The sequence below is a fragment of the Paenibacillus sp. NPDC056579 genome, assembly GCF_042793215.1.
Lineage (GTDB): Bacteria > Bacillota > Bacilli > Paenibacillales > NBRC-103111 > Paenibacillus_S.
Window position 1 is genome coordinate 46,521 of record NZ_JBHTVD010000021.1, and the last position, 20,281, is coordinate 66,801.

Here is a 20,281-nt window from a genome sequence, read left to right on the forward strand (position 1 = left end):
CACCTCCCGACGTGAGGTGTCCTTGGTTTTGCTCCTGCGCCCGGTCCCGCGAACCGGGCTACCAAAGCCACGGATGGATGCTCGGAATCCATCCGTTGGCGGCCATGCCGCGCAGTATCGACACCACGCCGATCCATACGGCAATGTAGTGGCCTGCGCGTTGGATTTTGCTGCGCAGCGACTTCTTCAGCGCGCCCGCAAAGAGGCCTGCGGCTATCAGCGCCGGGAACGTCGCCAGCCCGAACGCCGCCATGAGCAGCGCCCCGCTCCAGGCATGGCTGCTCGCAGCGGCGTTCTGCATCGCGTACGTCAAGCCGCAGGGGATAAAGCCGAGCAGGATGCCGCTTGCGTAGATCGCAGCGGCATCCTTGCGGGAGCGGAGCCGGGACGCGAGCCGGCTCACCGGCGCGAAGCGCAGCGGCCCCCAGCGGGCCAAAGGCAGCGCGGCCTTGCGAAACGCCCAGAGCAAGATAAGCGCGCCGCCCGCCATGCTGGCAATGGCTTGAATCCCCGCCAGCTTCCCCGCCACATTGACAAAGGAGCCCAAGGCTCCCATGACCGCTCCGAGTCCGATATAGGTCGTCCATCGCCCCAGATTGTACGCCAGGACGGCGCGGAATGCTCCCGTATCCGCGTTCAAGGCGAAGCCGCCCGCCGTTCCGCCGCACATGGCGATACAATGGGGCGCACCCATGAGGCCCGTCAAGGCGGCCAAAATGATTCCGTCTGCAGTCAGGATGGGCTTCACCTCCTGTGCAAGCTATGCTGCCTTATATGTATGATGCAGCCGGCGAACGAAGAACCATTGCGTTGCGCTCCTGCCGGGCCGGGGAACATCCCCCTTCACCGGAAGCACGAAGCGAGCAGCTTCCGGATTCAAGCTTTTTGCAGCCTGAGCGCATTGCAAATGACGGTGACCGAGCTGAACGCCATAGCCGTACAGGCGACCCAAGGCGCCAAATAGCCGCTTACCGCGAAGGGAATCGCCAAGGCGTTATACATCAGCGAGAACAGCAGGTTTTGCCGGATAATCTGCATCGTGCGGCGGCTGATGCCGATAGCGCGAACCATGCCGTTCAGGTCGCCTCTAAGCAGGACGACATCGGCGGCCGCTTTGGCGATGTCCGTTCCTTTGGCTATCGCCGCCCCGACATTCGCCGCCGCCAGCGCGGGCGCGTCGTTGATGCCGTCTCCGATCATCGCCACATGCTTGCCTTGGCTCTTCAATTCTTGAACAAGCGCCGCTTTGTGCTCCGGCAGCATCTCGGCATAGACGTGCCGAATGCCCGCCTGCTTCGCGATCGAGCGCGCTGTTTGATGATGGTCGCCTGTGACCATCATCACCTCCGCTCCCATCGCCTTGAACTGCTGGATCGCCTTGCGCGACGCCGGCTTGATCCGGTCGCTCAGCGCGATGGCTCCCGCCCATTCGCCGTCAATGGCGGCATAAATGACGTTGCAGCCCTCCTGCTCCCATCGCTCGATGCGGCCCGATGGAGGAATCGGCGCTACGCCCTGCTCCTGAAGCCATTTGCGCGTTCCGGCGAGAACGGCTGAGCCTTCCACTACGGCGATGATACCGCGCCCCGCCGACGATTCGAAGCGCTCGCTGGCCGGGAGCTCCAGCGCCCCCGAGCCTTCGGACAAGGCAGCCTCGACAATCGCCTTAGCCAGCGGATGCTCGGAATGCTGCTCCGCTGCGGCAACGGTGCGGAGCAGAGACGCGCGGTCTCTTCTTCCCGCTGCCATTACATCGAACAGATGCGGCTTGCCTATCGTGATCGTGCCGGTTTTATCCAGCAGTATTACATCCGTACGCGGAAGCTCCTCCAAATGCTTGCCTTCCTTGAACAAGATGCCAAGCTGAGCCGCCCTCCCCGACCCGACCAGAATCGAAGTCGGCGTAGCCAACCCCAGAGCGCACGGGCATGCGATGAGCAGCACCGCTATCGCTTTTTCCAAAGCCCCTCCGGTTACGCCCGGCTCCACCACGAAGTACCATGCCGCAAACGTCGCCGCAGCGATAGCTATGATGATCGGCACAAAGATGCCGGATATGTTGTCCGCCATCCGCTGAATCGGCGCCTTCGAGCTTTGCGCCTCCTCCATCAGCCGGATCATTTTGGCAAGCGTCGTCTGGTGTCCGACCTCTGTCGCTTTGACCTTCAGCACCCCGTTCTGGTTCCATGTACCGCTAATCACCCGGTCTCCTGGCCGTTTATCGACCGGCAGGCCTTCACCGCTGATCATCGACTCGTTAACGGATGCATACCCCTCGGTAACGACGCCGTCCACAGCGATCTTCTCTCCGGGCCTCACAACGAGCAGTTCTCCGCTCGCCACCTCTTCGAACGGGACCCGCAGCTCACGGCTGCCCCTAATGACTTGCGCCATCTCCGGCCGGAGCTCATGAAGCTGCCGGAGGCTGTGCAGCGTCCGCCGCTTGGACAGCGCCTCCAGCCATTTCCCGAACCAGACGATCGTCATAATCATGACGCTTGCATCGAAATACAAAGGCGTATGATGAGCCCCGCCTGCCGCATGGCCCGCAGTTGAGCTTGGATGAAACATTAAATAATGGCTGTAGAAATACGCAGCCGAGGTTCCCATAACGATCAGCACGTCCATGTTGGCGCCGCCGTTTTTTACCGCATGGAAAGCACGGATGTAGAAGGGCAGCCCGATGATGAATTGAACCGGAGTCGCCAAAGCCAGCTGAAACCACGGGTTCACCAGCAGCTCGGGCACAGGGATAGAGGCTGACCATGCGTGGTGATCCGCCATCGCCCACAGGAACGGGACCATGAACAGGAAGGAAAGGAGCAGCACGGCCCCCGTTCTGCTGATTTCAAACGGATCGGCACCGCTCTTACCCGCCATGCCGGGATTATGCTCCTCCGCCGTATAGCCCAGCTGCCGCACCTTATCTTCGATGCTGCGGAGGGTGATCCGGGCGGGAACGATTTGCAGCGTAGCCCGGTGCAGGGCAAGGTTGACGTCAATCTGCTCGACGCCGTCCAGCTTGCCGATCACTTTCTCTATGCGAGCGGCGCATGCCGCACATGTCATTCCCGTGATGTTCATTACGACCTGCCGGACCGCCGTAGGCGCTGTACCGTTCATCGTCTTCACTCCATCTTCATTAAGATTGCCCGCTGTCTTTCCGTACCAATATATGGACTGGCTCAAGCAATCATGCTAACCGACGGCGAGTAATTTTCTGCTTAGAAAGCTTCCATTCAAATAAGCTCCCATCTAGTAAAAAGGAACTAGTTTATGTTAATATAAGGAAATGATTAAGGAGGTAAACTAAATAATGCCTAACAATCGTACTATCTCGTTTCAAACGAAGATTAGTTTACTTTTCGGACGAGTAATCTATTTGCTCGGTTGGATCTTTCTTTTTATCGGTCTCTTGTTATCCATACTGATTACCCCCAAGATAGATATGTCCATTATCCATTTTAGAGGTGAATCTATTGAAGTCTCAGGTCAAGTAACCTCTGTTCTTCCTACTAATGCATCCATCAATAGAGCCAAAATCTATGCAGTAAATCACCAATTTACTATACAAACAGGAGAAACAATCAGCGGAACCTCCTATGCTGCCGATACGATTTTCAGAGCGGGTGACAACGTCAGCATCCATTACCCTGCGGGCAAACCTGAATATTCAAGAATTATAGGAGCACGCGGTAACATGTTTCCGCTGGACCTCATCTTTGTTTATCTATTTCCAATAGCAGGTGCTCTATTTACATATTTCTGTTTGCGTCAGTACATCCGATCCGTCCCTCTTCTTACAAAAGGAGTACTGGCAAAGGGTACGTTGATATCCAAAGAAGAAACCATCTTGAGCGAAAATAAGAAGCCGGTATATAAGCTAACGTTTCAATATAAAGACATGGACGGTAACATCCATCAGGCCTCTGTACATACGAGTCTACCCGAGATGCTCGAGGATGATCATGAAGAGGCGCTTGTATATGATTCGAACCGGCCCGGTAACAGTCTTATGATCGACAGCATTGCAGGCGAAACAACCATAGATGATCATATCGTACATACTAAGCCCAGGCTTCATGTCATTATCTACACTTGGATTGTGTCACTGCTTATACTAATTACGATAGTAGTCGGGCTAGTGACGTTGTCTTTGTAATGCTAGATCCCTTGATTCCAACACAAAAAAGCGGCATCCCGGGGATTCAAATCCCTCCAAGGACGCCGCGTTTTTTTATTGGATCAATATAAGGTACCCTATTTAGCTGCTATACTTCCTCTTCCGAACCGCGAGCGAGAAGCAGGCTGCACGTAATCAGCATGAACGCAGTCAAAGCAAGCAGCGGAATCGTAACGAAGCCGAACCAGTCAATGTAATCCACATTGCAGGGTACCCCGACCGTGCACGGCAGCAGCTTGGCAAGCCCGGGGATCTTTTGCTCGGCATAATGATACAGCGAGATCAAACCGCCGATACAGCTCAAAGGCAGCAGGTAAGGAATGAGCCTGCGGTCGTTTTTATAGCAAGCCATGCCGAGCAAAATGACGAGCGGATACATGAAAATGCGTTGGAGCCAGCACAGCTTGCAAGGCTCGTAGCGCAGCACTTCACTGAAGAAGAGGCTGCCGCCTACGGCGACAAGCGAGACCACCCAGGCCAAATAGAGGCCATACCGTTTGCCAATGGAGCGCATCGCTATTACTCACCCTTTTGCGCCTGCTCGATAGCGGCTTTCAGTTTATTGTAATCGAACGCCTCATCGAATTTTTTGCCGTTAATGAACAAGGTCGGCGTACCGGTCACCCGGTTCCTGCTTGCGAACGAGTTATGCGCGTCTACTTCGTTTTGATACGTTTTGTTCTCGATATCCTGCTTCAGCTTGTCATAATCGATCGGCAGCTTCTCGTTGCGCGCAAGGTCCGTCAAAAACGCGGAAGTCGCCCATGGTGTCCTCTCGTCTCCCTGGTTTTTGTAGATCGCATCGTAAAATTTCCAATAAGCCTCGTTGTTTTGATGGAAAATCGATTGACCGGCCAGTGCGGCCGTGTTGGAATCAGGCCCTATAATCGTATAATTCATAAAATGAAAGGAAGCGATGCCCGTATCGACGAAATCTTTTTTCAGCTTCGGCTCGATTTGTTGGCTGAACACTTGGCATGAAGGGCATTTATAATCGCCCAGCTCGACAATTTTGACCGGAGCATCAGGCTTGCCCAATACCGGCATCGATTCATACGGCATTTCCACGGGCGCCGCCTTCGGCATGGCTATAATGGCAATAGCGATCAGCGCTACGACGCAAGCTGCCGTAATCCACATGATCATTCTCATTCTGGCCTTCTCTTTTAGCTTCTCCTGCTTGCGCAGCTCCTTGTACACCGATTTCTTCGCAGTTGGCTTCAATTCCATCTCTTCCTTCTATCAAAAGTTCGTCTTAGGCTCCGTCATTAAGCGAAGTATTCCCTATACGCTGCCATTTATTGCACTTAAACGCTTTGCTTCGCATTCCGTCCGCGGACGAAATAACGGCCCAGAGCAAGCTTCTGTTCCCCGCTGAGCGCTTGATGAACGGACATAGCAAGCAGCGCCACTTCCAGCTCATACCCGCCGGCGAACCCTGCAGACAGCTTGGCCATCGTAATGGCTCCTACCATTATACCAGCAAAAGCGACGGAAAAAATACGAGTTCCTATCCCCAGCAGCACGCAAATGCCGCCGACAAGCTCAATGACGCCTACCCCGTAGGCCAGCATTCCCGGAATGCCGATTTTGTTGAAAAAGCCCGCCGCATTGGCGATGCCACCCTGAAATTTCATGTAGCCGTGAACAAAGAAAGTAAAGCCCAGCACCACTCTGGCAATCAATGTTCCAAGCTCGGCCCTGTTATTCATCATCATTTCCTCCTTCATAGTGAATATATTTTCAAACTACACATTGTAGTGTAATTCCCCAAAAAAATGGAAGCCTGCTGCCATTCCGGCGAACTCGCCCGGGAACAGACTTCTTAGTTCATCACGAGTACAAACATCGTGCAAAGGGCAAACAGCACCTGTACCGAGATCATCGCCGGTGTAAACGGCCACTTCAGCGGAAGCTCCGTCTGCGGATCCAGCAGCTGCCGGATACGGAAGTTGATGGAGGTGTCCGAGAACGAAACATGCGAGAACGGCATTTGTACGGGCGAATTCCCTTTAAGCAGCTTCAGCAGCGCGCTTCCCAGATGGACTGAATCTCCGGTCTTGCTAATCGCGTAGTTGTCGGCGAGCACTTCTCTAACGATCTTATAATTTTGATGAAACGATTTTAAAATCGGAATATACCACATGACCGATGCGCAAAGCGACATCAGGAATGTTTTTAACGGATCATAATGATTGCGGTGGTACGTTTCGTGATGAATGACGGCTTCCAGCTCCCGCCGGTCCAGCATATCGACCAATCCGGTCGACAATACGATTTGCGGCTTGATAAGCCCCATGGCAAAGGCCATCGGCTTGGAGCATTGAACGACAGCGATGGAATATTGCCCGCCGCTGTACCGCTGATTCAAATCGTGAGTGAGCGAATCGCTCCGCCAGGACATCAGCTTCCGGTAAAATCTTCTGGACAAATACAGCTGTCTCGCGGCGATCCATATCGATAAAGCAAACGTGGAAAATACGATGGCGTTCAAAATGTACCCGACCCACAGCATGCCGAGCGAACGGATCATCGTGTGGCACAATTGAATAACGTTATATCGGATCTGCCATCCGGCCAACGCATGCATGATATACATTCCCATCTGGGCGAACATTACCCCGGCAATGAGCATACATGATATAAAAATCAACTTGGATCGATTTTCCCACATGTATTACGTTTCCTTTTTCCATTGTTTTATTTTTTGCTCTAGCTTTTCCATTAAATCCGGATCGGCCGTCTCCAGAGCGTCCAGCATATGATTGACCACAACCGGCCCGAACTCCTCGATTAACTCGTGTGTCAGCTCTTTGGACTGGGTGTCGATGAATTGTTCCTTGGACAAAACGGGACGGTATACGAACGATCTGCCTTCCAAGCGCTTTTGCAATACGCCCTTATCTACCAGCCGGTTCATGACAGTCATCACCGTGTTGAAATTCACGGCCTTCTCCTGCCCCTGCTCGAGCTTCTGCTGAACGTCCTTGATCGTTATCTCGGCGCTGACCCACAGAATCTCCATAATCTTCGCTTCCAAGGCTCCGAAAAAACGGTTCAAGCCGCTCTCATTCGTCTTAAAATGATGAATTTTCAATATCCACACCTCTCACTACAAATTGTAGTGCCCCCATTTTCAAATGTCAAGTTCCTCCCATTATAAGGGAAACGGCGGCATTTTTTAAGACTTCTTATGTATATACGCCATGCTCGAAAGTATGATATACTTTTCTCGTTTCAGGTTTTGCTAGTTTAATAGAAGGAATACGGGTTGGAGACGACGAGATTACCCTGATCCTGCACATTTTCCCTTCATCTTTATCGAAGGAGACAATTTGTTAGGGGGTGAACTTTCGTCTTTTTGTGCTGCAATTGATCGGCAATCAGCTATTGATAAATCTGTAAACCCAGCTTGATAAAGGAGAATTCAACCATGAATATAAAGCGTTTACAACATGCCGCGAGAATCGGATTGGCCTGCTCCTTATTCGCTGCTCCCCTTAGCGGTTTCACCGGATTTCCTGAAGCCCGGGCCGCTGCGGACTCCACACCCGTCTCGCCCTTGCTTATTACGGAAATGGTTCAAGACACCAGCAACGCAACGAACGCGGCGGGCGGCTCCGTAGACGGATATGAATACATCGAGCTTTACAACAACAGCAGCGCCCCGATACCCTTGAACGGCTATAAAATCATTTACAATACGACCTCCACCTGGAACCTGGACAAAGAGATGACGATTCAGCCTAGAGATACGATGGTGCTGTGGGTGCAATCTCCCGGGCTTTCCGGTAGTGTAGAAGCGTTTAACGCCCATTACGGCTCCAGCTTGAGACCCGATCAATTTTACCCGATCTCAGGCCAAGGCTTATCCAACAGCGGCTCGCGCACCCTTGTTCTTGTCGGCGGCGACGGCTACAAATTCAGCAGCGCCTCCTACAGCGACGGAACCGGAGCGGCCGATGACGTGGTGCTCAACAAGAGTGTCGTCTACAGCTATCCGCTGGACAGCACGATCGTCATGCGCAAAACCGCCAACCAGCAGACGCCGACTCCGGGCCTGCTTGTGGAGGGGCAAGCTCCTGAAACGGCAGCACCCGCGCCGTTAAACGGCTTGTTCGTCACGCCGGGAGACCGTTCGGCGCAGCTTAGTTGGACAGCCAGCACCGATCCCGATGTGATCGGCTATCATGTCCTCGTCAACGGCATCCTTGACAGTACTCTTACTACGGAGCCTGTCTACCAGGTGACTGGGCTTACGAATTTTACCGAATACAGGTTCGCCGTTGTCGCAGTCAACGAAACGTCGCAAATGTCGGTGCCTTCCGCTACGGTCAAGAGCACGCCGCAGCCCGCCGTCATTGATCCGATTCCGCCTGCGGCTCCTGCCGGCTTGACGGTTGCTCCTACCGGAGTGGCCTCGGTGAAGCTGAGCTGGGCGCCGAATGCGGAGCCGGACATGGCTTCCTATAAAATTTACCGGAACGGCACACTCGTCGGAACGGTGTCATCGAGCACGTACTGGGCGGAGATCACATCGTTATCCGGCGGCTTCGAGTACAAGCTGCAGGTAGCCGCCGTCGATTCATCGGCCAACGAATCGGACAAGTCGCTCCCGGCGCTGATCACTCTGCCGCACCAGCCTTTGACACAGGAAGAGACCGGCGCGCCGATTGTCGGCGACACGTCGCTCTATCAACGGTTTCTCGATGTCAGCCAGCCGGGCCCTATCGTGCCTGGATTGCTGCAAGGCCTTGTACCGCAAGGCATGCATGTGATCAAGGACAAGAATTGGGCTATTCTGTCCAGCTACCGCGACGACCGCAGAGCCAGTACGCTGACCATTGTCGATCTGCAGAGCGGAGCGCATGTCAAGACGATCCATCTGTATAAAAACGGCCAGCCGTTCACCGGTCACGCAGGCGGCGTCGCAGTCAGCAAGAAGTCGGTATGGATCGCCTACGGCAAAGAAATGCTGCGCTTGAATCTCGACGACGTCATCCAATGTCCCGACAATGCCAATTTATCGATTGTCGACAGCTTCAAGACGAATACCCGCGCTTCCTTCGCTTCGTACTCCAATGGAACGCTCTGGGTCGGAGACTATTACAGCTCGCCTAACTATTTGACGACGCCGATTCAGAAAATGACCGCCCGCGACAACAAGGTATACAATGCCTGGATCGTCGGCTATAAGCTGGACGAAGCAACCGATCTTTTACCGGCTGACAGCAAGTACACATCCGACGGCATGGTGATTCCGAACACGATATTCTCCGTGACGGATCGGATTCAAGGCGTGTCGGTTACGGATGACGAGGTGATGCTCAGCCAGACGAACGGCAATCCGAAGAGCAACATTTTGAAATACAAGGTCAGCGTGCAGGAAACGCCTCATTCGAGCGTAATGATTGAAAATACGAGTGTTCCGGTATGGTTTCTTGACGGCCTCAATATGGTAGATTCACTCGATATGCCGCCATCCGCCGAAGGTAATTTCGTCACGGACGACGGCAAGCTGTACATCATGTACGAATCGGGAGCGAACATTTATCAACCCGGCATCAATTATCCGCTCGACCGGCTGCAGATCGTCGATCTGAAAGCGTGGGAGCAGTACGACCATATTGCGATCCAAGGTCCGTCGGCTCCTCTGATGGAGCAAGAGACCGGCACGCTGCAGGTGCAGCATTTCCTTGGCGAGCGCGGTACGTTCGACGTGACGCAGGCTTCCGGGCTGGTCAGCAGCGATCCTTCCGTAGCCTCAGTTACCGCTGACGGGCAAATTACAGCGCATCGTTCGGGAGAAACGATTATTACCGCCACCTATAACGGCCGGACCGCTTCCTTTACGGTCCGCGTCGTCAAGGAAAGCATCGCGACGCTCAGCAGCCTTTCCCTGAATAACGATCCGGTAGCCGGATTTGATCCTCAGAGAACGGCCTACACGAAGGACGTTGCCAACTCTGTCCAAACGATCCGTCTGCAGACGACTTTGGGCAGCCTGAAGTCCAAGCTTGACGGCATCACCGTAAGCAGCGGCGGCAGCGTCACGAATGTGACGTATACGGTGAGCGGCGCCGTCTATGAGACCGGGGCAATCAACCTTGCCGTAGGAGCGAACGTTATTGCTATCAAAGTGCTCGCGGCGGACGGTCAAACGACCGGTACGTATACGGTAACGGTGAACCGTCATGCGATTCCCGCCTCTCCTTCCGATCTCCAAGCCGACAAAGGGCACAAGGAAGCGACTTTGACATGGAAGGCCAATACGGAAAGCGACGTATTGGGCTATTATGTTTACAAAGACGGCATCCGCTTGACGGCGCAGCCGATCAACCGCACCTCGTACAAAGTAACGGGATTGCCCAACGGCAAGAAGCATAACTTCAGCGTCACAGCGGTGAATACGTTCCATGAGGAATCCGCGCCGACGACGATTGAGGTCAAGCTGAAGCCAAACTAAGCTTAAGCTGCTCCTTAGCGGTTTGAACGAATTACAAACGGCTCTATTCGCAAAACTGCGAGCAGGGCCGTTTTTCATGGGTACGTCCCTACACCGGAAGATGTTCCTTCAAAATCTCCAGCCCTCTTCGTAATTCCTCCATAGAATTGGTCGACGAGAGCGCTACTCTTAAATATTGTCTCTGTGTGCTAGCCCCGCTTATAAACCGGTCGGAGTGATAAACCCGAATTCCCTTGCTTAGAAAATAACTCTCCATGTTTGTTGTAGTAACACGATCCGATAAAGGAAGCCATCTATAAAAGCTTAACGGATGGCCTGCATATTGAGGCTGCGGGAACAGCTCTGAGAATAAATGGTTGGCCGACCGCGCCAGCTGCTTTTTTTCCGCAACGATTTCATCTGCTTTGCCCGACTGTATAAGCTCGGTGACGATCTCGGCATCCAACGAAGAAGTCTTGACATTGATGTTAAATATCGCCTTCAGAATCTTCTCTTTAAACGCATCGCCGAATACCATATACGCGACCCGGAGGCCGGAACAGATGGACTTGGAGGTGCCGCAAATATAGACCGTTTGTTCGGGAAGCAGCTGGTACATGGGCTGGCCATAATCAGGTAAAGCGCCGGCAGACAAAAAGGCGTGAATATCATCTTCAAGCACTATCAAATGATGCTTTTGGATCACTGCAGCCAATTCTTTTTTGCGGCTTTCCGGAATCATTATCGTAGTGGGATTAGAACAGGAAGGCATCAAGAAGACGCCGTGAATTTCCACCTGCTGGCACTGATGCTCCAGCTCGTTCGGCAGCATTCCATGCTCGTCGCCCGGAATCGGAACTAGCTTAACACGATACAGCTTCGAAATTTCAATGAAATTCGCGAACGTATACATATCCACGGCAATCCGGTTTCCAGGCTCAAATAGAGCAAGCAGCGCAACCGCCAATGCGTTCTGCGCTCCGGATACAATAGCCGTATTTTCCGTATCCGCATGGATGCCAAATTCCTTCATCCAATGGAGCGCCGCGATTTTTTGATGCGGAATTCCGGTAGGGTCGTTGTAGTTAAGAAGCTGCTCCAGGTAGCTCTTCTCCATCACTTTCTTCGCAGCCTCAGCGACAACGGCATTGCTCTGCTCGAAGGATGCGACAAAGCCAAGATCAATAACTTCATTGGACAGTTTATCTTTGGAAATGGTAATGGAGCGCGCTGCATTAGGGGATACGAACGTTCCGCTTCCTGTAACGGCGTAGATTAAACCTTTCAGCTCACATTGCTTATAAGCGCGTGTAATTGTCGTAAAATTGACGTCCAGAAAATCGGCCAATTCCCTTTGCGGGGGAAGCTTCGTGCCGGGAGCCAAAAATCCGTTTGTAATGTCCCGCTCCAGTAACAGGGCCAGCGATAGATAGAGCGGTCGCTTCAAACCTTCTCTGTCAGGTTTCCACGACATAGGGTAATCGGTGAAGGAATTGATCGGCATGCTGCACCTCGCAAAATTGTAATCCATACAATTATATCGTTGATTGTATGGATTTGCACTGCTAAAATGACATGGAAAAGTATTCTGGCTGAGGAGATAGAAGCAAATCATGATTAGCAAAAAAGAACTTCAACTGGCGTTTCGTGCGGCCTTGCCCTCTACGCTGCCCATATTCGCAGGCTTTTTATTCCTAGGCGTCGCTTACGGCATCTTTATGAACGTGTCGGGGTTCGGTGCGGGGTATGCATTCCTTATGAGCCTGCTTATTTTCGCCGGTTCGATGGAATTTGTCGCCGTCAATCTGCTGCTTGGCGCCTTTAATCCGCTGGGGGCGCTGTTCCTCACCCTGATGGTAAACGCACGTCATCTTTTTTACGGGATATCCATGCTCGAAAAGTATAGCGGGACCGGGTTAAAAAAGATCTACTTGATTTTTGGCCTATGCGACGAGTCCTTCTCCATTAATTACACGGCAAATATACCCCAAGGGATAAATAAAGGCTGGTATATGTTCTTCGTTACGCTGCTGAATCACAGCTATTGGGTGATTGGGGCATCGATTGGCGGGCTTTTTGGATCGCTGGTCAAAATCAATATGGACGGGCTTGAGTTTGTAATGACGGCTCTATTTGTGGTCATTTTTATTGAACAATGGACGAAAGAGACGGTGCATTACAGCGCGTTATTAGGTCTCGGAATATCCATTTTATGCCTTTCTATTTTTCACAGCGGCAGCTTCGTTCTCCCTTCCATGATTATCATTCTGTTCGTGCTTATTTTGATGAGGAAGCAATTCGAGAAGAAAGCTAGGGAAAGCACATGTCAATGACTTTATTGGAACAAATCGTCACGATCGGAATGGTTGTCGTGGGAACGATGATGACCCGGTTTATCCCTTTTCTTATATTTCCATCAGGCCGGCCCACTCCAAGCTATGTGAAGTATCTCGGCAGAGTGCTGCCCTCGGCGGCTATCGGGCTGCTGGTGATTTATAGCATCAGAGATGTCAATCTTTTGGCGGGCAACCACGGAATCCCCGAGCTGATAGCCATTGCAGTCGTTGCAATTCTTCACCTATGGAAAAAGAATATGCTTTTATCCATTGCATGCGGCACTCTCGTCTACATGCTTTTGATTCAATTGGTATTTTAAAAATAAATTGCAAGAGAGTATCCCTCGGCTTATTCATAGCTTCAGAGACACTCTCTTTTCTTTTGTGATATTAGAAGGAAACCGTTCACCGGTTCATAACGATTGTCAAATCCTCGGTCTGGCAGTATGCTGTACCTAAAGCTGACGGGACCGCAGGTGCATTGCTTTGGATACACGACAGCGCCCACCCGTAGCTACTACACCCTTTGGAGGATCGGTTATGCAGGAATTCGGCCACGAATTTGCCGACGTATGGCTCAAGCTTCCTTCCCCCCTGCTGCAAAAGGGAGGCATGCGGATTGTCCGCGCCGGGCGCAATATCGCCAAGCCCCATTATCATGTAGGTCCAAAAATTATCGAATGCCACAGCCTCCATTTTATTATGGAGGGTGAGCTGCTCTTTGAGTACAATGGACAGCGTAAGCATTTGAAGGCGGGCGATCTGTTCTGCCTGTTTCCTTACCTCCCTTACAGCTATCGCATCCATGATTCCGGGAAGCCGCTGCGTTTAATGTGGCTGGCCTTGGAAGGCAGCCAGGTTCCGGAGGCAGTCCGCAGCCTTCATTTGAGCGAAGCCGAGCCGTTTCTGGAGAACAGGCTCGACTTTCGCGTGAAAGCTGCGCTTCATACCCTTATCAGCCTGCAGGAGCAGCGTCATTCCAGCGATTACATCGAGTCGAGCGAGCTGTACCGGCTGTTCGACGGGCTATCCCGGGCTCAGGCACCATCGGCTTCCACTGTCGATCATGACCATGACATCCAGCGCGATTGGCTGGACGACAGCATCGACTATTTGCGTCTGCACTATATGGAGCCTATCAAAATAGAAGAGCTGGCCCGGCTGGCCGGCGTCAACCGCACCTATTATTCCACCCGGTTTACGCAAAAGACCGGAGCTTCGCCCATGCAGTATTTGCAAAAACTGAGAATGGACAAGGGCGCCCAGCTGCTACTAGACACCTCGTTGTCCATAACGGAAATCGCGCTCAGCCTGGGCTATCCCGATCTGTACTCGTTTACCCGCGCGTTCAAAAACTACCACGGCTCCTCTCCCAGCAGCTTCAGAGATGAGCTATAGGGCTGCGAGTTCGCACGTTCGCTCGCTAATACGTCTTGCTTATGCGTTGGCGATGCGGGGCATCGGCATCGGCTCTTTGCCGAGCTCCGCCCAAGCATAGCGCAGCAGCAGCTCGGTCTTCAGCTGCGCATGCTGGGGATCGTCCCACAGGTTTCGCAGCTCCTGCGGGTCGTCAGCCAAATCAAACAGCTCGCCGTACGTTTGATTATAATAGACGGTCAATTTGTACCGTTCATTGACATAGGTTTTTTGGTGGATCGTCGTCGGCTCGTGATGGAATTCGCACAGCACATGATCGCGGGCGGAGCTTTGCGTACCAAGCCATACGGAGCTTTGATCCACCCCGGTCATCGATCTCGGAACCGGAATACCCGCCAAGCTTAAGAATGTCGGTGCCAGGTCGACCAGCGATTGCATGGCTGCTGACGTTCGGCCCGCAGGCACTTGGCCCGGATAGCGGACGAGGAACGGAAGCTTGATCAAATCCTCGTAATGAAAGCCCCCCTTGAAGTGCAATCCGTGATGTCCGAATAAATGGCCGTGGTCCGTTGTAAACACAACGATCGTGTTGTCGGCCAGACCCAGCGCTTCCAGCTTGTCGAGAATGCTGCCGATGTAATGGTCCATCATCGAGATCATTCCATAGTAGGTCGCCATATTGCGCCGCTGCTCCTGGACACTGTAGCGCTGATGAGTATGGTAGCCGTGAATGCCGAAGCCCGACTCCTTCCACGGCGTGAAGTCCGCTTCCAGCTCCTGGGTCAGCTTGAAATGAGGCGGATTGTTGTCATGTTCTCCGGGCACCGCCTGAGGGAGATCCAGCTTATCGGGATCGTACATGGACGCCCACGGCTCGGGCACCAAATAATCCGGATGCGGATCGAAGAAGCTTGCCCACAGGAAGAACGGTTCCTCCTGCTGCTTATACTGCTCCATTAACGTGTTCGTTCTTTCGGCAATCCACGTATTGTAATGGTATTCCTCGGGAATCGGCCACGTGTGCATGATCTCCTTGTCCATCGTGCCGGTCGGCGGCAAAAAGTAGCTGCGCCAATCCGCACAGCCCTTCTCCTCCATCCACAAAGCGTAATGCTGTCCTACATGAGCTTCGTTCGTATGGTTACGCGCAAGCTCCACGTGGCCGAAGCCATAGAACGGCCCGTTGAACCGGTTCCAGTAGTCCAGATCCTGCAGGATCGGATACGATTCCAGCGACGGATACTCGTCCGTCCCCTTCAACGGCTGAAAATGCGCTTTACCGATCAAAGCCGTACGGTATCCGTGCTCCATCAAATCTTCCCCGATCGTATGGCGGTCCTCCAGCAGCTTCGTTCCGAGCGACCAGGCTCCGTGCTGGCTTGGATACATCCCCGTAACGATAGAGGATCTAGTCGGCGTGCAGGTAGGATTCGGGCAGTAGGCCCGCGTGAAGGTAGTGCCTTCGCGGACAAGACGATCCAGATTCGGCGTGCTGATCTGCTCTTGAAACGCTCCTATCGTATTCCAGTGCTGCTGATCGCTTGTAATAAGCAGGATGTTAGGTTTTCTTTGCAATGTACTCTACCTCTTTCCCGGCTGTTTTCTCCATCATACATCGGGAATCCGGCGTGACCAATGGCAATTCGTCGGATGGTCGTGTTGTCATTTTGTCTGGTACTTGTTCACCCGAGCCTCGATTTACATGTTAGGAAACGAGGAAAGCAAAAATAGAAACTCGCGCGCTTCCAATTTGAAATGGAATGCAGGTCTCCGGGGTAACGGCATGTTTATGAAAGATTGCCGAGGATCCTTTACATCAGCGACAGTTTCTTCTGCTTGATGCCGGTCGAAAGCAGACTTGCTTTGCTGATGCTGTCCCGATACGAGAACGCGCTGCCGCCCGCGGCGTCATACCCGCTAGTAACCCCTACCGCAGCGGAGATGGTAAACGATCCGAAGCACATCGGAAGGGAAAGCTGATTGACGAGCGTATTCAGCTCGGTTTGCGCCCTTCTCGTAATCATAACGAATTCGTCTCCACCATAACGGCACACATAGTCCTGCTCTTGTGCGGCGTTCTTCAGCACGCTGGCAAAATGGATGAGCAGATCGTCGCCGATCGCATGGCCGTATTTTTTATTGACCATACCGAAATCGTTAAGATCGATGAACAGCAGCGAAAAGCGGATCCCTTCGCTCACCAAATAATCGTAAATATATTCTATGTACTTGGAGCGATACATGCCGGTTAGCTGATCGATGTAATGGCCGATCGTCGTATTCAGGGTCTCGCGGGTCACTATGCCCTTCATCGCATCCCCGTCCTTGACGATAAGCCGCTCGACCTTATGCCGCTCCATAATATGCAGGGCGTTGCCGATAAAGGTAGATTTTGATATTCCGATAGGGTCATGCGTCATCGCATCGGCGACGATACGGTTAGGGTGGGCCGAACGAACGTCCTTCGACGTAATGATTCCCGTCACCTTCCCTTCGTCCACGACGACAAGCGAGCCGATTCCCAGCTCATTCATCCTGTCGGCCGCATACCGGACGCTTTTGCCTGAAGAGATACAGCATACTTGCTCGGACATCAGCTCCTCTACCTTCATTGCAGCTCTACCTCCCTTTGGATGGATATCGCGATTTTCAGCTCCGCCCTTAGCACCATCGTTTCATTGATGAGCCGATCGGCTTCTTCCAATATAATATCGAGCAGAAGGTGCTTGTCGAGCATTTCCAGTATCGAATTCCGGATCAAGACCCCCTCCACCTTCGGATGGTCGATCTTGAGAATCGAGAACTGCTCGGGAGATAGAGCTTCGGCCATCCGCCTTACCGCTTCTGGCCCTATGGGCGCTCTCTTGCCTATGATCAGCAAATCCTGCATGGGAGGCACTTCGAATTCTGTCATTTTCATCGACAGGCTCGCTCTGCGAGAGTAGTTCAATTTATTACTCATCATAAACTTCCTTTACGTAATGGTATGAACGAACATGAGATTTTCCAAAGGCTGAGGCTTGGCGAACAAATACCCCTGACCGTAGATCACGCCCATCTGCTCCAATATTTGAAACTGCTGCTCGTTCTCGATTCCTTCTACAATAAGCTTGGACATGCTTCCGCGGCAGTAATCGGCCAGCATCTTGATGAGCCTTTGCTTACCCTTGGAGCTTTCGAGACCGTTTGTAAAATATTTCGACAGCTTGATATAATCCGGTTCAAAATCTACCAGCTGCTTCAGCGAGATGGCCCCTTCCCCGACATCGTCGAAGGCGATCAGTATCGCTTTTTTGTGCAAATGATTCAAGACTCCTCTGTCCAGCAGCTCCTTCCAACGGTCGAACTCCTCGATAGCTTCGTTAATTTCGAACACAATATCAAGCCCCGTATTGGACCGCCGAACGATCAGCTCATCCAAAAAAGAATAAAAGTCCTCATGAAGCAAAGTCGAAGGATATATGTTAACGAATAGCTGGCTCTTGCTGACGGAAGACATCACCTCATTGCATTGAACGACCGCCCTCAATACCGATTGCGTATCCAAATCGAATAACGAATCTTCCTGGCGCGCCATCTCGAACAATTGCTCCGGATTCCCTGTCTCGCTGCGAATGAGTGCCTCATATCCCAGTATTCTCCTATTTTGCAAGCAAACAATAGGTTGATATACATGAGAGAAAGTACATCTCGATTTAGTATGCGGCATTGTCAATATTCCTTTCTTCCTGATTAAAAAGGCCCATTTCCGCTGCTATCAATTGTATAATTTTTCAAGCATCCTCTTAATTTTATATGAAATCTCCTTTCAAATCCACTAATCTCTTACATTAATCGACAGAATCTATCTTTAATGCGATATTTTTCGACTCGAAAAAGACAAATCTCTCTATTTTCAATAGTTCTTACTGCCTATAATTATTAGAGGGAAGCCGTGCCCTGCTTGACTTGCTGCTTTGGAGCAAGGCTTAGGGGGGAGGTGTTTTGAGCGGGAGGGGAATGTTGGTGGATTAATCGTTGCATGAAATGAAGAAGGTTGAGGATTTAGCGCATAGCCCCGTAACCACTAACGCTTTTATTGAGCTAATGCAAGCGGGAACCGAATAGCCGAAATATGCCGCTATGTAACTCATCCGTCAGCTCAACAGTCATATGACTGAAAGAGAAAACAATGGACTTAAGATCCATCGGAAGTGTTAGAGAATATACAATTCTCATCGTCATACAGTATCCAATCGGCGAGTTGGCAGCATTGCTCCATTTCAGATCCTTGACGTGAGATAGATTTACCTTATAGGCTCTAAAGTTTACCTGCAACTCTGCTGGTAACTTCGCTACTGTTACTCTTCAAGCGACCATTTCTTCCGCGCTGAACTTCCGACCTGTACGCCCCCATGTAATTTTAAGAGTATATTCCTAACATGGTGCAACAAGGTTGGACAACGCGAATCTTCTCGATATACTCGTCGGCAAGAGAGCTATAACCTTTCTTCCCATTAATAAGGTTCAGTCATTGCCGCATAATCCGTTTTTCGGTATACTGGATATAAAATAAAACGGTTGTGAAGAACATGCCGCTTTGATACGTTCCATCTTTCGCAAAAAGGATGGATTGTATCAAGCGGCTTTTTTCATGCAGAGAAAGGATGTAGATCTCTATACTTCGATTTGAGGAAAAATACGAGGATTGGTTGGCGGCCCAAATTGCCGGGGAAACCAATCATAGAAGACGCGAATTGCTGGAGAATGGACTTGGCCATGGAACCGTCGAATTTCTGCGTTTCGTCTGGTATCCAATCGTTGGCAATTTTGATCACCTGTTTCCGGAGTGGGAGGTGCGCGATTTTAACAACGGATACCGGTACATAGATTTAGCTTATATGCCTGGCGGGGTCAAAGGCGGGATCGAAATTCAAGGATACGGGCCTCACGCCCGTGATTTGGATGTAAGGCGGTTTAAAGATTTGTGCCAGCGTCATTGCTTGCTAACGCTTGACGGATGGAGCTTTTTGCCTATCGCTTATTTATCGATTAAAGACGAGCCCAAGCAATGCCAGCAGCTCATCTTGTCCTTCATCGGCTCGTTTATATCTTCGGCCGCCCCATCCGGATTATCCTGGATTGAAGCGGAGACGATGCGCTATGCACGGCGTGTGCTTCGCCCGTTTACGCCTTTGGAGCTTGCCGAGCATCTTAGAATCAGCGACCGGCATGTTAGACGGATCCTGCACCATTTGGTGGACATGGAGCTGATAGAGGTTGCGGGCGGAACCATGCGTGCCAGATCGTATAGGCTCAAACTGTAGGCGGATGGACAGACTGATGTTTCAGTTTGTTGCTGAATGGCTGAGAGTTGTTTCCCTAAGCATAAATGTAGCAAACGGTAATAACGTGTTTAACTTTGATTCGAAAGGAGTTTTTGCTTACAAGCATCGAAATGGTGGAAAGTGCCATAGGACACTCTTGTGCTTAGTGATTGTACTCGACTCGTACATTCGCTGATGTGGCAAGTAATCTAATCCTACACTCTTTGCGGATAGGAGTTCCGCTATTTGCACAAAAATAGGGGTTTTGGAAGTGCGATCGGACACACGTTCCGTTATTGGGCAAGTTTCCCATGCAAAATCGCGAATTTAAGCTGAATAGCGGATCTGTTGTCCGATCACCCTTCAATTTGGCGCATTTTTACTCAAATAGCGGAACCACGGTCCGATAGGACAGGTATCCCTCAAATCTTCAACCCTATCGGACAGGAGTTCCGCTATTTGCTCAAAAATAGGAGTTTTGGAAGTGTGATCGGACACACGTTCCGTTATTGGGTCGTTTTCCCACCCAATATCACATATTTCGGTTAGGCCCCCTAATTCCGGAAAGTTCTTGAGATAACTCACGCCTATCGTAGAATAGCTGTTCTTTCCAGCATTTTACGAGGATTTTCGT

18 protein-coding genes are annotated in these 20,281 nt (G+C 51.6%); 6 read left to right on the forward strand and 12 right to left on the reverse strand.

Annotated features, from left to right (window positions below; all coding sequences use genetic code 11):
• Window positions 1-58 precede the first annotated feature (58 nt).
• A complete protein-coding gene (locus tag ACFQ88_RS38455; protein WP_379463143.1) occupies window positions 59-694 on the reverse strand; it encodes a sulfite exporter TauE/SafE family protein in 636 nt (211 codons plus the stop codon).
• Between the two features lie 182 nt (window positions 695-876).
• Window positions 877-3,123 carry a heavy metal translocating P-type ATPase gene (locus tag ACFQ88_RS38460; protein WP_379463096.1) on the reverse strand — a complete coding sequence of 749 codons (2,247 nt, stop codon included), beginning with the start codon at window positions 3,121-3,123 and terminating at the stop codon, window positions 877-879.
• Window positions 3,124-3,316: 193 nt separating this feature from the next.
• On the opposite strand from ACFQ88_RS38460, the gene ACFQ88_RS38465 reads away from it, so the two are divergent.
• On the forward strand, window positions 3,317-4,162 hold the full coding sequence (locus tag ACFQ88_RS38465) for a DUF3592 domain-containing protein (RefSeq protein WP_379463098.1): 846 nt from the start codon (window positions 3,317-3,319) through the stop codon (window positions 4,160-4,162).
• 109 nt (window positions 4,163-4,271) lie between these two features.
• On the opposite strand, the gene ACFQ88_RS38470 is transcribed toward ACFQ88_RS38465, so the two are convergent.
• The 5 genes from ACFQ88_RS38470 to ACFQ88_RS38490 all read right to left on the reverse strand — a co-directional run bounded on the left by ACFQ88_RS38470 (window position 4,272) and on the right by ACFQ88_RS38490 (window position 7,280).
• Window positions 4,272-4,697 carry a disulfide oxidoreductase gene (locus ACFQ88_RS38470; RefSeq protein ID WP_239628223.1) on the reverse strand — a complete coding sequence of 142 codons (426 nt, stop codon included), beginning with the start codon at window positions 4,695-4,697 and terminating at the stop codon, window positions 4,272-4,274.
• A gap of 5 nt (window positions 4,698-4,702) precedes the next feature.
• Entirely contained in the window at window positions 4,703-5,413 is a 711-nt protein-coding gene (locus ACFQ88_RS38475; RefSeq protein WP_379463100.1) for a DsbA family protein, read from the reverse strand.
• Between the two features lie 77 nt (window positions 5,414-5,490).
• A complete protein-coding gene (locus tag ACFQ88_RS38480; RefSeq protein WP_239635523.1) occupies window positions 5,491-5,895 on the reverse strand; it encodes a DoxX family protein in 405 nt (134 codons plus the stop codon).
• A 113-nt stretch (window positions 5,896-6,008) separates the two neighbouring features.
• Complete coding sequence (locus ACFQ88_RS38485; protein WP_379463128.1) at window positions 6,009-6,857, reverse strand: M56 family metallopeptidase; 849 nt, start codon at window positions 6,855-6,857, stop codon at window positions 6,009-6,011.
• A 3-nt stretch (window positions 6,858-6,860) separates the two neighbouring features.
• Entirely contained in the window at window positions 6,861-7,280 is a 420-nt protein-coding gene (locus ACFQ88_RS38490; RefSeq protein ID WP_239628229.1) for a BlaI/MecI/CopY family transcriptional regulator, read from the reverse strand.
• Window positions 7,281-7,616: 336 nt separating this feature from the next.
• Between ACFQ88_RS38490 and ACFQ88_RS38495 the strand changes: the two genes are divergently transcribed.
• A complete protein-coding gene (locus tag ACFQ88_RS38495; RefSeq protein WP_379463130.1) occupies window positions 7,617-10,649 on the forward strand; it encodes a fibronectin type III domain-containing protein in 3,033 nt (1,010 codons plus the stop codon).
• An 88-nt stretch (window positions 10,650-10,737) separates the two neighbouring features.
• Here ACFQ88_RS38495 and ACFQ88_RS38500 read toward each other — a convergent pair whose 3' ends face one another.
• Complete coding sequence (locus tag ACFQ88_RS38500) at window positions 10,738-12,132, reverse strand: aminotransferase-like domain-containing protein (protein WP_379463132.1); 1,395 nt, start codon at window positions 12,130-12,132, stop codon at window positions 10,738-10,740.
• A 109-nt stretch (window positions 12,133-12,241) separates the two neighbouring features.
• On the opposite strand from ACFQ88_RS38500, the gene ACFQ88_RS38505 reads away from it, so the two are divergent.
• From ACFQ88_RS38505 to ACFQ88_RS38515, 3 genes are all read left to right on the forward strand, one after another.
• Window positions 12,242-12,961 (forward strand): AzlC family ABC transporter permease, encoded by a 720-nt coding sequence (locus ACFQ88_RS38505; RefSeq protein ID WP_379463134.1) that lies wholly within the window; start codon window positions 12,242-12,244, stop codon window positions 12,959-12,961.
• A complete protein-coding gene (locus ACFQ88_RS38510) occupies window positions 12,952-13,284 on the forward strand; it encodes a branched-chain amino acid transporter permease (RefSeq protein ID WP_239628239.1) in 333 nt (110 codons plus the stop codon). The genes ACFQ88_RS38505 and ACFQ88_RS38510 overlap by 10 nt, the downstream gene beginning before the upstream one ends.
• A 220-nt stretch (window positions 13,285-13,504) precedes the next feature.
• The gene (locus ACFQ88_RS38515) at window positions 13,505-14,362 is read left to right on the forward strand and encodes a helix-turn-helix transcriptional regulator (RefSeq protein WP_379463136.1); all 858 of its coding nucleotides are present in this window, start codon (window positions 13,505-13,507) and stop codon (window positions 14,360-14,362) included.
• A 39-nt stretch (window positions 14,363-14,401) separates the two neighbouring features.
• Here ACFQ88_RS38515 and ACFQ88_RS38520 read toward each other — a convergent pair whose 3' ends face one another.
• From ACFQ88_RS38520 to ACFQ88_RS38535, 4 genes are all read right to left on the reverse strand, one after another.
• Complete coding sequence (locus ACFQ88_RS38520; protein ID WP_379463138.1) at window positions 14,402-15,916, reverse strand: sulfatase family protein; 1,515 nt, start codon at window positions 15,914-15,916, stop codon at window positions 14,402-14,404.
• Window positions 15,917-16,152: 236 nt separating this feature from the next.
• Entirely contained in the window at window positions 16,153-16,953 is an 801-nt protein-coding gene (locus tag ACFQ88_RS38525) for a diguanylate cyclase (protein ID WP_239628246.1), read from the reverse strand.
• Window positions 16,950-17,303: a hypothetical protein gene (locus ACFQ88_RS38530; RefSeq protein ID WP_239628248.1), complete on the reverse strand. Its 354-nt coding sequence runs from the start codon at window positions 17,301-17,303 to the stop codon at window positions 16,950-16,952. The genes ACFQ88_RS38525 and ACFQ88_RS38530 overlap by 4 nt, the downstream gene beginning before the upstream one ends.
• 12 nt (window positions 17,304-17,315) lie before the next feature.
• On the reverse strand, window positions 17,316-18,050 hold the full coding sequence (locus tag ACFQ88_RS38535; RefSeq protein WP_239628251.1) for an EAL domain-containing protein: 735 nt from the start codon (window positions 18,048-18,050) through the stop codon (window positions 17,316-17,318).
• Between the two features lie 949 nt (window positions 18,051-18,999).
• On the opposite strand from ACFQ88_RS38535, the gene ACFQ88_RS38540 reads away from it, so the two are divergent.
• A complete protein-coding gene (locus ACFQ88_RS38540; protein WP_239635524.1) occupies window positions 19,000-19,647 on the forward strand; it encodes a transcriptional regulator in 648 nt (215 codons plus the stop codon).
• The last annotated feature ends 634 nt before the right edge of the window (window positions 19,648-20,281 follow it).